Origin of the sequence: Amycolatopsis samaneae (genome assembly GCF_039541975.1) — a bacterium.
In the GTDB taxonomy this organism is placed as follows: Bacteria; Actinomycetota; Actinomycetes; order Mycobacteriales; family Pseudonocardiaceae; genus Amycolatopsis; species Amycolatopsis samaneae.
Genome location: NZ_BAABHG010000002.1, coordinates 229,149 through 242,333, shown reverse-complemented (window position 1 = coordinate 242,333; position 13,185 = coordinate 229,149). Strand labels below are relative to the sequence as shown.

At 72.8% G+C, this 13,185-nt stretch carries 15 protein-coding genes; 11 read left to right on the top strand and 4 right to left on the bottom strand.

Features of this window, described 5'->3' with window-relative positions; translation table 11 throughout:
- The first annotated feature begins 75 nt into the window (after positions 1 to 75).
- The 6 genes from fmt to ABD987_RS04310 are packed head-to-tail and all read left to right on the top strand — an operon-like array spanning position 76 to position 4,978.
- Complete coding sequence (gene fmt / locus ABD987_RS04335; protein ID WP_345387147.1) at positions 76 to 1,002, top strand: methionyl-tRNA formyltransferase; 927 nt, start codon at positions 76 to 78, stop codon at positions 1,000 to 1,002.
- Positions 999 to 2,423 carry an RsmB/NOP family class I SAM-dependent RNA methyltransferase gene (locus tag ABD987_RS04330; protein ID WP_345387146.1) on the top strand — a complete coding sequence of 475 codons (1,425 nt, stop codon included), beginning with the start codon at positions 999 to 1,001 and terminating at the stop codon, positions 2,421 to 2,423. The genes fmt and ABD987_RS04330 overlap by 4 nt, the downstream gene beginning before the upstream one ends.
- Positions 2,420 to 2,923, top strand: a complete 504-nt coding sequence (locus ABD987_RS04325) for a flavoprotein (RefSeq protein ID WP_345387145.1) — start codon at positions 2,420 to 2,422, stop codon at positions 2,921 to 2,923. The genes ABD987_RS04330 and ABD987_RS04325 overlap by 4 nt, the downstream gene beginning before the upstream one ends.
- A gap of 56 nt (positions 2,924 to 2,979) precedes the next feature.
- Positions 2,980 to 3,846, top strand: a complete 867-nt coding sequence (locus ABD987_RS04320; RefSeq protein WP_345387143.1) for an SDR family oxidoreductase — start codon at positions 2,980 to 2,982, stop codon at positions 3,844 to 3,846.
- Positions 3,843 to 4,385, top strand: a complete 543-nt coding sequence (locus ABD987_RS04315; protein WP_345387141.1) for a carboxymuconolactone decarboxylase family protein — start codon at positions 3,843 to 3,845, stop codon at positions 4,383 to 4,385. The genes ABD987_RS04320 and ABD987_RS04315 overlap by 4 nt, the downstream gene beginning before the upstream one ends.
- Positions 4,382 to 4,978: a TetR/AcrR family transcriptional regulator gene (locus ABD987_RS04310; protein ID WP_345387139.1), complete on the top strand. Its 597-nt coding sequence runs from the start codon at positions 4,382 to 4,384 to the stop codon at positions 4,976 to 4,978. The genes ABD987_RS04315 and ABD987_RS04310 overlap by 4 nt, the downstream gene beginning before the upstream one ends.
- A gap of 13 nt (positions 4,979 to 4,991) precedes the next feature.
- On the opposite strand, the gene ABD987_RS04305 is transcribed toward ABD987_RS04310, so the two are convergent.
- From ABD987_RS04305 to ABD987_RS04290, 4 genes are all read right to left on the bottom strand, one after another.
- Positions 4,992 to 5,735, bottom strand: a complete 744-nt coding sequence (locus tag ABD987_RS04305; protein ID WP_345387137.1) for a hypothetical protein — start codon at positions 5,733 to 5,735, stop codon at positions 4,992 to 4,994.
- A 146-nt stretch (positions 5,736 to 5,881) separates the two neighbouring features.
- Positions 5,882 to 7,267, bottom strand: a complete 1,386-nt coding sequence (phoA, locus tag ABD987_RS04300; protein WP_345387135.1) for an alkaline phosphatase — start codon at positions 7,265 to 7,267, stop codon at positions 5,882 to 5,884.
- A gap of 149 nt (positions 7,268 to 7,416) precedes the next feature.
- Positions 7,417 to 8,082 (bottom strand): response regulator transcription factor, encoded by a 666-nt coding sequence (locus tag ABD987_RS04295; RefSeq protein WP_345387132.1) that lies wholly within the window; start codon positions 8,080 to 8,082, stop codon positions 7,417 to 7,419.
- Positions 8,079 to 9,299, bottom strand: coding sequence for a sensor histidine kinase (locus tag ABD987_RS04290; protein WP_345387130.1), 1,221 nt, complete (start codon positions 9,297 to 9,299; stop codon positions 8,079 to 8,081). The genes ABD987_RS04295 and ABD987_RS04290 overlap by 4 nt, the downstream gene beginning before the upstream one ends.
- Before the next feature lie 164 nt (positions 9,300 to 9,463).
- On the opposite strand from ABD987_RS04290, the gene rpe reads away from it, so the two are divergent.
- The 5 genes from rpe to ABD987_RS04265 all read left to right on the top strand — a co-directional run bounded on the left by rpe (position 9,464) and on the right by ABD987_RS04265 (position 13,165).
- Positions 9,464 to 10,135, top strand: coding sequence for a ribulose-phosphate 3-epimerase (gene rpe / locus ABD987_RS04285; RefSeq protein ID WP_345388235.1), 672 nt, complete (start codon positions 9,464 to 9,466; stop codon positions 10,133 to 10,135).
- 99 nt (positions 10,136 to 10,234) lie between these two features.
- Complete coding sequence (locus ABD987_RS04280) at positions 10,235 to 10,855, top strand: riboflavin synthase (protein WP_345387128.1); 621 nt, start codon at positions 10,235 to 10,237, stop codon at positions 10,853 to 10,855.
- A 74-nt stretch (positions 10,856 to 10,929) separates the two neighbouring features.
- On the top strand, positions 10,930 to 12,177 hold the full coding sequence (locus ABD987_RS04275) for a bifunctional 3,4-dihydroxy-2-butanone-4-phosphate synthase/GTP cyclohydrolase II (protein WP_378214360.1): 1,248 nt from the start codon (positions 10,930 to 10,932) through the stop codon (positions 12,175 to 12,177).
- 11 nt (positions 12,178 to 12,188) lie between these two features.
- Positions 12,189 to 12,695 (top strand): 6,7-dimethyl-8-ribityllumazine synthase, encoded by a 507-nt coding sequence (ribH, locus tag ABD987_RS04270; RefSeq protein WP_345387124.1) that lies wholly within the window; start codon positions 12,189 to 12,191, stop codon positions 12,693 to 12,695.
- Positions 12,696 to 12,769: 74 nt separating this feature from the next.
- The gene (locus tag ABD987_RS04265) at positions 12,770 to 13,165 is read left to right on the top strand and encodes a PH domain-containing protein (protein WP_345388233.1); all 396 of its coding nucleotides are present in this window, start codon (positions 12,770 to 12,772) and stop codon (positions 13,163 to 13,165) included.
- Positions 13,166 to 13,185 lie beyond the last annotated feature (20 nt).

Here is a 13,185-nt window from a genome sequence, read left to right as displayed (position 1 = left end):
GCACAGCGCGCCGGGGGTGCGGGCGCCTTCTAGACTGTCCCCGATGGTCCAGTCTGAATACCCGGTGGGGGTCTGATGCGCCTCGTCTTCGCCGGGACCCCCGAACCCGCAGTCCCGTCCCTGCGCGCGCTGATCTCCTCGGAGCGGCACGAGGTCGTCGCCGTGGTGACCCGTCCGGACGCCCAGGCGGGGCGCGGCCGCCGGGTCGTGCGCTCCCCGGTCGGCGCGCTCGCCGACGAGCACGGCATCGAGGTGCTGACGCCGGAGCGCGCCGGTGATCCCGCGTTCCTGGCGCGCCTGGCCGAGCTGGCGCCGGACGCCTGCCCGGTGGTCGCCTATGGCGCGCTGCTGCCACGCTCGGCGCTCGACATCCCGGCGCGCGGCTGGGTCAACCTGCACTTCTCGCTGCTGCCCGCCTGGCGCGGCGCCGCGCCGGTGCAGGCCGCGATCCGCGCGGGCGACGAGATCACCGGCGCGTCCACCTTCCGGATCGTCAAGGAGCTGGACGCCGGGCCGGTCTACGGCGTGGTCACCGAGCCGATCGGGGCCGAGGACACCGCGGGCGCGCTGCTGGGCAGGCTCGCCGAGTCCGGCGCCCGGCTGCTGGTGTCCACTATGGACGGCATGGCGGACGGCTCGGTGCACGCGGTGGAGCAGTCCGCCGTCGGCGTGAGCTACGCGCCGAAGGTGACCGTCGAGGACGCGCGGGTGTCCTTCGCCGACCCCGCCTCGGCCGTCGACCGTCAGGTGCGCGCGGTGACGCCGGAGCCGGGCGCGTGGGCGGAGTTCCGGGGCGAGCGGCTCAAGCTCGGCCCGGTGCGGGTGGTCGACGAGCCGGGCCCGCCACCGGGCGAGCTGGTGGTGCAGCGCCGCCGGGTGCTCGTCGGCACGGCGACGAAACCCCTGCAACTCGGCGAGGTGCAGGCGCCGGGCAAGAAACGGATGGCCGCCACCGACTGGGCGCGCGGGACACGGATCGAAGAAGGAGAGCGCCTGCGGTGAACGAGCACAGGCAACGGCGGCCGTCGCGGCCGCAGCGGGACCGGCCGGCCCCGCGCAAGGAAGGCCCGCGCCGTCCGCCGCAGGTGGACCCGGCCCGGCAGGTCGCGTTCGACGTGCTCCGCGCCGTCCGGGAGCGGGACGCCTACGCCAACCTGGTCCTGCCGGATCTGTTGCGGGAGCGGCGGATCACCGGCCGTGACGCGGCGCTGGCCACCGAGCTGACCTACGGCGCCTCGCGGGCGCAGGGCCTGCTCGACGCCGTGCTGGAGGCCTGCGCCGACCGGCCACTGTCCAAGGCGGACCCGCTGGTGGTGGACGCGCTGCGACTGGGCGCCTACCAGCTGCTGCGCACCCGTATCCCCGAGCACGCCGCCGTCGGGTCCACTGTGGACCTCGCGCGTGCCGAAGTCGGTTCCTACGTAACAGGTTTCGTGAACGCCATGTTGCGCAAGGTGTCCGAAAAGGACGAGGCGGCCTGGCTGGACGAGCTGGCCCCCGACGAGGCCGCAGACCCGATCGGCGCGTACGCCATGCGGACCGCGCATCCGCGCTGGGTCGCGCGCTCGTTCGCCGAAGCACTGGGGGACAAGGGCGCCGAGCTGAAGGCGGCGCTGGAGGCCGACGACACGCGGCCGGAGGTCCACCTGGTGGCGCGGCCGGGCGAGATCAGCGCGGACGAGCTGGCCGCGGTCACCGGGGGAGACCCGGCGCCGTACTCGCCCTACGGTGTCCGGCTGCCCTCGGGCGCGGGCGATCCGGCCGACGCGGAACCGGTGCGCGAGCGGCTCGCGGCGGTGCAGGACGAGGGCAGTCAGCTGTGCGCCGTCGCGGTCACGAAGGTGCCGCTGACCGGTTCGGACGAGCGCTGGCTCGACCTGTGCGCCGGTCCCGGCGGGAAGGCGGCCCTGCTGGGCGCGCTGGCCGGGCTGAGCGGGGCGCGCGTCGACGCGGTGGAAAAGGCCCCGCACCGCGCGCGGCTGATCGAGAAGGCCACCGAGGGCCTGCCGATCACCGTGCACGTCGCCGACGGCCGGGAGTCCGGGCTCGAACCGGGCTACGACCGGGTGCTGGTCGACGCGCCGTGCAGCGGCCTCGGCGCGCTGCGGCGGCGCCCCGAGGCACGCTGGCGGCGGCAGCCGGGCGACGTCGCGGACCTGACGAAGCTCCAGGGCGAACTCCTCGTCGCGGCGCTGGATCTCACGCGGCCGGGCGGGATCGTCACCTACGTCGTCTGCTCGCCGCACCTGGCCGAGACCGAGGGCGTCGTCGGGGAGATCGCGCGGCGCACCAAGAGCGAGGTGCTCGACGCGCGCGAGTTCTTCCCGGAGGTGCCGCAGCTCGGCAACGGGCCGTACGTGCAGCTGTGGCCGCACCGGCACGGCACCGACGCGATGTTCTGCGCCGTGCTGCGCAAACCGTGAGGAACCTCGGGCTGATCGCCGGCTCGTGCGGCGGGCTGGACACCCGGTTCGCCGCCGAGCTGGCGAAGCCCGCCGCCGCCATGGGCTGGCGGCTCGCGATCACGCTGACCCCGACCGCCGCCCGGTGGCTCACGCACACCGGCGGTCTCGCCGAACTCGCGCCGTGCACCGACCTTCCGGTCCGCAGCGTTTCGCGGCTGCCGGGGGAGACGCGCCCGCATCCGGACCCCGAGGTGTTCCTCTTCGCGCCCGCCTCGGCGAACTCGGTGGCGAAGCTGGCGCTGGGCATCGCGGACAACCAGGCGCTGACCGTGCTCGGCGACGTGCTGGGCGCGCCGGGCGTCACCATCGTCGTGGCCTACCAGATCCAGGACACCCGGGCACACCATCCGGCGTGGCGGCGTCATCTGGACACCCTGGCCGAGGCGGGCGTGATCCTGCACCGCCTGGATCCGCGACGGTCCTGGACCGAGGCACTGGACCTGCTCCCCGCACCCTGACCACCGCGAAACCGTTACCGGAAGTTACGCGTACCTATTGACGAACACCAGTGTTCGTGAAAAAGTTCCGCGTTGTGGAGATCGCGGGCAAGCGGGTACTGATCACGGGCGCGGCGAGCGGCATCGGCCGGGCCCTCGCCCGGCTCGCGGCGGCCGAGGGCGCGCGGCTCTACCTCACCGACCTCGACGCCGGGCTGCTGGCCGAGACGGCGCGGGAGATCCAGGCCGGGGGCGGGGTGGTCGCCTACGCCGGGGCCGCCGACGTCAGCGAGCTGCCCGACGTCCGGCGGATCGGGGAGGAGATCCACGCCGCCTGCGGCAGCCTCGACATCGTCATGAACGTCGCGGGCATCTCCGCGTGGGGCACGGTGGAACGGCTCGAACACCGGCACTGGCGGTCGATGGTCGAGGTCAACCTGATGGGGCCGATCCACGTGATCGAGACGTTCCTGCCGCCGATGATCGCCGCCGGGCGCGGCGGCCACCTGGTCAACGTCTCCTCGGCCGCCGGGCTGCTCGGGCTGCCGTGGCACGCGGCCTACAGCGCGAGCAAGTTCGGGCTGCGCGGGGTGTCCGAGGTGCTGCGGTTCGATCTGCGCGCGCACGGCATCGGGGTCAGCCTGGTCTGTCCCGGCGGGGTTCGCACGCCGCTGGCCGACACGCTCGAGGTCGCCGGCGTCGACACGACGGGCCGGGCGTTCGCCCGGCTGCGGGACGGGTTCCGCAGGCACGCGGTGAGCCCCGAACGCGTCGCCGCGGTGACGGTGCGGGCGGTGCGGCGCGGCCGGTACCTGGTGTACACCTCGCGCGACATCCGGCTCCTCCATCTTCTCCAGCGCCTGTGCCCGCCGGTGTACGTTCTGCTGATGCGCCTGGCCAACCTCGTCATGCGCCGGGTGCTGCGCCCGGCGGCCGCCCGGTGACCGCGCCGCGGATCGCGCCCGGCGGCCCGGCCGAGGTCGGCCGGTTCGCCTGGCTGCTGGCGCGGGTGAGCGGCCGGATCGCGGGCACGACACCGCCGAACCTGTTCCTGACCATGGCGCGGCACCGGCGGCTGTTCCGGGGCTGGCTGCGGTTCGCCGCCCGGCTCATGCCCGGCGGCACACTGCCGCGGCGCGAGACCGAGCTGGTCATCCTGCGGGTCGCGCACGTGCGCGGGTGCCGCTACGAGTTCGACCACCACGTCCGGCTCGGCAGGCGGGCCGGGGTCACCGCCGGGGACGTCCGGCGGGTCGAGGCGGGGCCCGCGGAGGCGGGCTGGTCACCGCGCGAACGCGCGCTGCTGACCGCGACGGACGTCCTGCTGGCGCGCCGGGACCTGGACGACGGCACCTGGTCGGCGCTGCGGGAGCATCTCGACGAAAAGGCCGCGATCGAATTCCTGTTGCTGGCCGGCCACTACGACATGCTGGCGGCGTTCCTCACCACGCTGCGCGTCCGGCCGGACGGGCCGAGGCGATGACCGGACGGCTGCCGAGCGGGCGGCACCAGCTCACCCGCGACGAGGTCGCCGGCGCGCAGCGTGCCCGGATGCTGCGCGCCGCCGCCGACGCGATGGCCGAGCGCGGCTACGCGGCCACCACCGTCGCCGACGTCATCAAGCGCGCCGGAGTCTCGCGGGAGACGTTCTACCAGCAGTTCACCAACAAGCAGGCGTGTTTCGTCGCGGCGCTCGAAGCCGCGATCGGGCAACTGGCCGCGGCCGGGGAACCGATCACTACGGGCACGCCGCTGGAGCGTTTCGACCGGTTCCTCGGGACGTACCTCGCGAGCCTGGCGGCCGAACCCGCGCTCGCCCGGCTGTTCCTCATCGAGACCTACGCCGCGGGCCCGGAAGCGATGCGCCGCAGGCTGGAACTGCAGCGGCACTTCGTCGACCTGATCGCGCTGACCTTCGACGCGCGGTCCGCCGAGGCACGCTTCGGCTGCCAGGCGCTCGTCGGGACGATCGTGTCGCTGGTGACCGCCCGCTTCGTCGAGGACGACGTCGACGGGCTGCGGGCGCTGCGGGAGCCGATCGTCGCGCTGGCGGGGAAACTGCTCGTCGATCCATAATGGACGGACGCGGTCAGCCGCCGACGTACCTGCCGAGAAGCGCGCGGTAGGCGGCGGTGTCCGGTTCGGTGTGGATGCTGCTCGCGCCGCGTTTGGTGAAGGTCATCCCGGGGCAGCTGGGTTTCTCGCTGCCCCGGATCTGTTCGGTGCCGAGCTTCTTGCCGGTTTTGGCCTCGTACACCGTGACGTCGTACACGCCCTGATAGAGCTTGAGCGTGTCGGATTTGAACGCGCACTCCTTGAGGTACGGGCCGTCCTCCGGTTTGTCGAGGCAGGCGATGACCTGGACCTGGCGCGCGTTCAGCCGGATGTCGTCCCACGGCGGGGGCACGTCGCCGCCCATCGAGGCGATGGTGGTGAAGTCGGCGTCGTCGGTGAGGAACACGCCGATGGGGTGCGGGCCGGTGCCGGTGTAGGCGTCGTTCTGCGGGAAGTACCTGCTCGAACAGCCCGTCTTGAGGTCCGACACCCTGGCCGGGGTGTCGGCGGCCTTCGGCGCGAACAGGACCCAGTAGCCGCCGTAGCCGATCGCGGCCACCACGGCGACCGCGACCAGCCGTAGCGCCAGTGTCCTGCCCCTGCCGGGGTTTCCGGGACCCGGCTCGCGCTTCCCCCGCGCCGCGGCGAAGACGAGGAACGCGACGGGGGAGACCGCCACCAGCGCGAACAGGACACCGATCGGCACGTTGCCGTGCTCGAACGCGATCACGGAGAACAGGACGGAGAGACCGACCAGGAGGACGAACAGCTGAGCCATGTCCCCGAAGCTAGGCCGCGGTCATGACATCCCGATGACACGGCGAATCCCCGGCCCGGAAACGCCGTGAAGGCCTCCTTCACAGCGTTGAGCGCTGTGAAGGAGGCCTTCACGGAACCGCACCGTCGCGAGTGGACGGTGGTGGATCAGCGCAGGCGCAGGGCCCGCCTCAGGGTGCCGAACAGGTCGGTCTGGTTGGTCAGCCCGACGACGTTCGCCGCCTGCGGGCCGTAGCCCGCGATCCGCACCTGGGTGCCGGTGTGCTCCTGCGAGGAACCGGGCATCGCGGTGGCGTAGTTGAGGGTCATGTTCACGCCCTCGTTCGTGACCAGCGTCGCGGTCTGGCCGGGGCTGACGGTGCCGTTCTCGACGATCTGGCTGGTGTGGCCGTGGTCGGCGGTGACGATCACCAGGGTGTCCGGGTTGCTGCGCGCGAACGCGAGACCGGCCGCGACGGCGGCGTCGAAGTCGACCGTCTCCCCGATCTGGCCGCACGGGTCGGCCGCGTGGTCCTGCTTGTCGATGCTCGCGCCCTCGACCTGGAGGAAGAATCCCTTGCCACCGCGACGGTCGTCGAGCAGCTGAAGCGCCTTCCTGGTCTGGTCGGCCAGCTTCGGCTGGGTCTTGGGCAGGGCGGGGTTCGGGGCGCAGCGGGTCGGCGGGGTGCCGCCCTGGCGCGCGGCGGGGCCGGTCCAGTTGGTCGGCAGGTTGCCCTCGGCGAACAGGCCGAGCACCGGCTTGCCGGGCTTGGCGGCGTTGAGGGCTTCGGCGTTGTCGACGACCTGGTAGCCCGCGGCCTTGGCCTGGTCCAGCCCGGTCTTGCCCTGGAACGCCCCGGCCTTCAGCTGCTGCTTGAAGTACTTCGCGCCGCCGCCGAGCAGGACGTCGGGGCGGGTCTGCACCAGCTGCTCGGTGATCGAGCCGGCGCCGCCGTTCTCCTTGGCGTTGACCGCGCACTTCGCGGTCGTCTCGTTCGGGCCCTTGCAGTCGCGGTTGACGACGTGCGCGCCGAGCACGGCCGGGGTGGCGTCCTGCACCTCGGCGGTGGTGACGTCGCCGGTGCGCAGCCCGGCCCGCTTGGCCAGCTCCAGGATGGTCGGCACCGGGTTCCCGTACGGGTCGACGGAAATCGCGCCGTTGTAGGTCTTGGTGCCGGTCGCCCAGCCGGTGCCGGACGCGGCGGAGTCGGTGACGTAGTCCGGCTTCGCCGGGTTGTTCTTCTCCACGGCGTAGGTGGTGTAGTCGCCGGTGAGCGGGAACTCGTCCATCGCGAGCCGTCCGGCGGCGCCGCGCTCGTAGTTGCGGGCCGAGGTGATCTCGGACTGGCCCATCCCGTCGCCGATGAACAGGATGACGTTCTTGGCGAATCCGCCGCGGACGGCGGAACGGACGTCCTGGGTGCGGTCGCCGGTGCCGGCGGAACGGAATTCGGCGTCGGTGCCGGCGAAGGCGACCGGGGCGGCGGCGACCGCCGCCACGGCGAGCGCGCCCGCCGCCAGCCACTTCCGGCGGCCCGCGAACAGCGAAGGCATCGGTTCTCCTTGGGGGGACTCGGGAAAATCGCCCGGTTGGCCGGGCATGGGTCATTAGTCCCCGCGCATGTGTGCGCTTCGCGGCACCCAGTGGAGCAACGGGTGATCGCCAGGTGAACAGGTCGCTCGCGAGTGGTGACCCGCGACACCTACCGCGCTTCGCCCGGTGTGACGAGCCCGGATTCGTAGGCGATGACCACGGCCTGTGCCCGGTTGGCCGCGTCGAGTTTCGTGAAGATGTTGCCCACGTGGGTCTTCACCGTTTCGAGGCTGATGAACAGTTCCGCCGCGATGTCCGGGTTGGACAGACCGGCGGCGATCAGCCGGAGCACCTCGGTCTCGCGCCGGGTCAGCGACGAGGTCACGCGCGTGGCGGGGGCGGGCGGGCGCGCGGCGAGCAGCCGCCGGACCGCGCCGGGGAACAGCAGCGACTCCCCGGCCGCGACGGTGCGGATGGCGTGCGCGATCTCCTCCTTGCGGGCCCGCTTGAGCAGGAACCCGTTGGCACCGGCCAGCAGCGCCTCGTGCACGTAGTCGTCGTTGTCGAACGTCGTGATCACCAGGATCTTCGGCGGCGCGGCCAGGGTGGCCAGCACCTGACGGGTCGCGGTGATGCCGTCGGTGCCGGGCATCCGGACGTCCATCAGCACGACGTCGGGCTGGGTGGCCACGATCCGGTCCAGCACCTCCGCGCCGTCGGCGGCCTCACCGACCACCGTGAGGTCCGGCTGCCGGTCCAGCAGCGCGCGCAGTCCGGCGCGTACCAGCGGTTCGTCGTCGGCGATGAGGACGGACAGGGTTTCCGGAGTGCTCACCTGGCCTGCCTCAACGGGATGTCCGCGGTCAGGCGCCACAGCTCGCCCTCTGGCCCGGCGTGGAGCGCGCCGCGCAGCGCCTCGACGCGTTCGGCGAGCCCGGTCAGCCCCCGGCGCCCGGACCGGGGCCCGGTGCCCGGCAGCGGGTTGACCACCTCGATCCGCAGTGCGGCGGCCGCGGCCGCGACCACCACGACGACCGGCCCGTCCCCGCCGTGCCGCAGGGCGTTCGTCAGTCCTTCTTGGACGATGCGGTAGCCCTCGCGCGAAACGGTCGCGGGCAGTTCGCCGAGCGGCCCGGTGACCGCGAGGTCCACTTCGGCCCCGGCGTCACGGGCCCGCCCCGCCAGGACGTCGATCTCGGTGAGTGTCCGTTGTGGAGCCTTCGCCGACGGCTCCTCCCGCAGCAGGCCCAGTACGTGGTCGAGATCCTCCAGCGCGGAGCGTGAGGACTCCTCGATGGTGCCCAGCGCGCGCCGCGCCTGCTGCGGGTCCGCCTCGATCAGCTCGGCCGCGGCGGCCGCCTGGATCGTGGAGGTGGTCAGCGTGTGACCGATGGAGTCGTGCAGCTCCCGCGCCAGCCGGTTGCGCTGCGCGAGGACGGCGGCGCGCTGTTCGGCCTCCGCCGCGCGTTCGTCGGCGGACGGGCCGAGCAGCGGCGGCGCGAGCAGCCGGAACAGCCGCGTCCCGCCGACACAGAAGACGGCCACGAGCAGCAGCGTCACCAGGCCGAGCACGAGCGTCCACGAACCGGCCCAGCCGTCCTCGATGTTCAGTTTCCAGCCGTAGAACGCGATCGCGTCCCGTTCGCCGCCGCTGAACCAGATCAGCGGCCCGGCCAGGCCGGTCAGCAGCGTCATCCCGGCCAGGCCGAGCAGGAGCCAGCCGAGCGCGCCGTGCACCACCAGCCACAGCGCCGACCGCAGCCGGTCCGGCCAGGCCGGACGCGCGGGGCCGGGCGGCGGGATCCGCGCGCCGAGCACGTCGTTGGCCAGCCACACGCTGAGCCGCCGCGCCGGCGCGAGCAGGCCGAACAGTCCCATCGCGACACCGAGCCCGACCAGGAAGCCGAGCATGCGCAGCTCGGTCGTGCCCCGTACCGACACCCCCACGATCAGGGCGAACGGGGTCGCGGGGACGGTGAGGACCACTCCGGCCACCGCGTAGGGAAGGCCGCGGTACTCACCGGGGCGCGACAGGGATCTCAGTACGGCCATACCGGAAAGGCTAATGTGGCCCCCACCGGCGGGACCTCCCTCCACGGAGCCAGATCCCCTCGGCCGATCGGCCATCCCGGCGGACCCGCCGGAGACGTACTCGTCACAGGTGGTTAGCGGCCGTTAGCACGGCCTCCTACACTCGGCACGTGGCAGACCGACCTTTGATCGCACCCAGCATCCTGTCCGCGGACTTCGCCCGGCTCGGCGAGGAGATCGCCGCCGTGGCCGGTGCCGGGGACACCCGTGCCGACTGGGTGCACGTGGACGTCATGGACGCCCACTTCGTCCCGAACCTCACTCTCGGCCTTCCCGTGGTGGAGTCCCTGCTCAAGTCCACCGACGTGCCGCTGGACTGCCACCTCATGATCGAGGACCCGGACCGCTGGGCGATCGGGTACGCCGAGGCGGGCGCGTACAACGTCACCGTGCACGCCGAGGCCGCCGCGGACCCGGTGACCCTGGCGAAGAACCTGCGCGCCGCGGGCGCGAAGGCCGGGCTGTCGATCAAGCCGGGCACGCGGCTGGAGGACCACCTCGACACGCTCAAGCACTACGACACACTGCTGGTGATGTCGGTCGAGCCCGGCTTCGGCGGGCAGTCGTTCATCCCCGGCGTGCTGGAGAAGGTCCGCACCGCGCGGCGCCTGGTCGACACCGGTCACCTGCGGCTGGTCGTCGAGATCGACGGCGGCATCAACGCCGACACCATCGAGCAGGCCGCCGAGGCGGGCGTCGACTGCTTCGTCGCCGGGTCCGCGGTCTACGGCGCCGCCGACCCCGGCAAGGCGGTGGCCGCGCTGCGGGCGCGGGCGGCCAGTCACCGTACCGGCTGACGCCCTCGCGCGCGGCAGGCGGGAACTGGAGAAGCCCGGCCGCGCGGGCGGGTGTTGGATGGAAGACAGCAGCGGGGGACGGGCGAGGAGGCAACAGGGGTGTTCACCGGCATTGTCGAGGAGATCGGCGAGGTCACCGCGGTCGAGCAGCTGACGAACGCGGCGCGGCTCACCGTCCGCGGACCGGTCGTCACCGGGGACGCCCGGCACGGGGACTCGATCGCCGTGAGCGGGGTGTGCCTCACCGTGGTCGAGGTCGCCGGCGGGGCGTTCATCGTGGACGTGGTCAACGAGTCGCTCCAGCGGTCCAGCCTGGCGAAGGTGGCGGTGGGCGACGCGGTCAACCTGGAACGCGCGACCGCGGCGGGCGGACGGCTCGGCGGGCACATCATGCAGGGACACGTGGACGGCACCGGCGTCTTCCTCTCCCGCGACGAGAACGGCTTGACGACCTTCGCGCTGCCGCCCGCGCTCGCGCGCTACGTGGTGGAGAAGGGATCGATCGCGGTCGACGGCGTCTCGCTGACGGTCGCCGCGATCACCGGCGACCAGTTCTCGGTCGCGCTGATCCCGACCACCCTGCAGCTGACGACGCTGGGCCGCCGCGAGGCGGGCGACCTGGTGAATCTCGAGGTGGACGTGGTCGCGAAGTACGTGGAGAAGCTGGCCACGCCGCATCTGCGCGGGGCACAGGAGCGCGGGACGGAGGAACGGTCGTGAGTGAAACGAGTACGGGGACGACGGCCGCGGGCCGGTCGGCCTGCGGCGGCGGTGCCGCCTTCGACGAGGGCGGGATCGACGCGGCCATCGCGGACATCGCGGCGGGCCGCGCGGTGATCGTGGTGGACGACGAGGACCGCGAGAACGAGGGCGACCTGATCTTCGCCGCCGAGAAGGCGACGCCGGAGCTGATGGCGTTCATGGTCCGCTACACCTCGGGCTACGTGTGCGTGCCGGTGACCGAGGCCGAGGCGGACCGGCTCGAACTGCCGCCGATGTACCACACCAACCAGGACCAGCGCGGCACCGCGTACACCGTCACGGTCGACGCCGCCGCGGGCGTCACCACCGGCATCTCGGCGTCGGACCGCGCGCACACCATCCGGCTGCTGGCCGACCCGGACTCCAAGGCCACCGACTTCCGCCGGCCGGGGCACGTGGTCCCGTTGCGCGCCAAGGAAGGCGGCGTGCTGCGCCGGGCGGGCCACACCGAGGCCGCCGTCGACCTCGCCCGGCTGGCCGGGCTGCACCCGGCCGGGGTGCTGTGCGAGATCGTGTCCCAGAAGGACGACGGCGGCATGGCCCGGCGCGAGGAACTGGAGGTGTTCGCCGCCGACCACGACCTGCGGCTGATCACCATCGCCGACCTGATCGCCTACCGCAAACGGCACGAGAAGCAGGTCGAGCGTGTCGCCGAGGCCAGGGTCCCGCTCGTGGCGGGTACCTTCCGCGCGGTCGGCTACGACAGCCTGCTCGACGGCATCGAGCACGTCGCCTTCGTCTACGGCGAGATCGGCGACGGCGAGGACGTGCTCGTGCGCGTCCACTCCGAATGCCTCACCGGCGACATCTTCGGCTCGCTGCGCTGCGACTGCGGCCCGCAGCTGCAGTCCGCGCTCCAGGCGGTGGCCGAGGAGGGCCGCGGCGTCGTGCTCTACATCCGCGGGCACGAGGGCCGGGGGATCGGCCTGCTGCACAAGATGCAGGCCTACCAGCTGCAGGACCAGGGCGCGGACACGGTCGACGCGAACCTCGCCCTCGGTGTGCCCGCGGACGCCCGCGACTACGGCACCGGCGCGCAGATCCTGTGCGATCTGGGCGTGCGCTCGATGCGGCTGCTGACGAACAACCCGTCGAAGCGGGTCGCGCTGGAGGGCTACGGCCTGCGGGTGACCGGCCGGGTGCCGCTGCCCATCTCGCCGAACCCGGAGAACCTGCGGTACCTGCGGACCAAACGGGACCGGATGGGCCATGACCTGCCGCATCTGGAAAACTACGACCAGGCCGGGGCCGAGCGCCCGGAGAAGCCCGGCCAGGACTAGGAGGCGTTTTCGTGAGCGGCGAGGGTCGTCCCGAGGTCGGACTCGATCTGAGCGACTGCAAGGCCCTGCGGCTGGGCATCGTGGTCACCCGGTGGCATCCGAAGATCACCGACGCGCTGCTGGAACGCGCGCTCGCCGCCGCGAAGGACGCCCAGCTGGAGGAGGAGCCGACCGTGGTGCGCTGCGCCGGGGCGGTCGAGCTGCCGGTGGTGGCGCAGGCGCTGGCGAACAACCACGACGCCGTCGTCGCGCTCGGGGTGGTGATCCGCGGGGGCACGCCGCACTTCGAGTACGTCTGTGACGCGGTGACCGCGGGCCTGACCAGGGTGGCGCTCGACGAGAGCACCCCGGTCGGCAACGGCGTCCTCACCTGCGACACCGAGGAACAGGCGATCGCCCGCTCCGGCCTACCGGGCGCCACGGAGGACAAGGGCTACGAGGCGACCGTCGCGGCGCTGGACACCGCGCACACGCTGCGTGGCCTGCGCCAGCCGTGGACCGAGCGGGGCTTCGTGTGACCGGGGGCGTTGGCGAGGCCGTCGTGAAACAGAAGCAGGGAAAACTGGTGATCCGGCCCCGGCGCGCGGTGTGGATGTGCAGCGTGCTCGCGGCCGCGCTGCTCGTGGTGTTCGTCGTGGTGGCGGTGCTGCTGCGCCGGACCGACACCGGGGTGATCTTCGAGACCTCGGACCAGGCGGCGATGGTCGGCATCGGGATCCTCCTGTCCGCGGGCACGATGCTGTTCGCGAACGCGCGGGTGCGTGCCGACGCCGAGGGCATCGAGGTCCGCAACGTGCTGACCGCCAAGCGCTTCGCGTGGTCGGAGGTGCTGTCGGTGAGCTTCCCCGACGGCGCGTCGTGGGCGCGGCTGGAGCTGCCCGACGACGAGTACTACTCGGTGCTGGCCGTGCAGGCCGTCGACCGGGAACACGCCGTGGAGGCCGTGCGCGCCCTGCGCCGCCTGCACCGCGAAGCCTGGGAAAACTGAGCCTTCCCGACCCGGTCGTG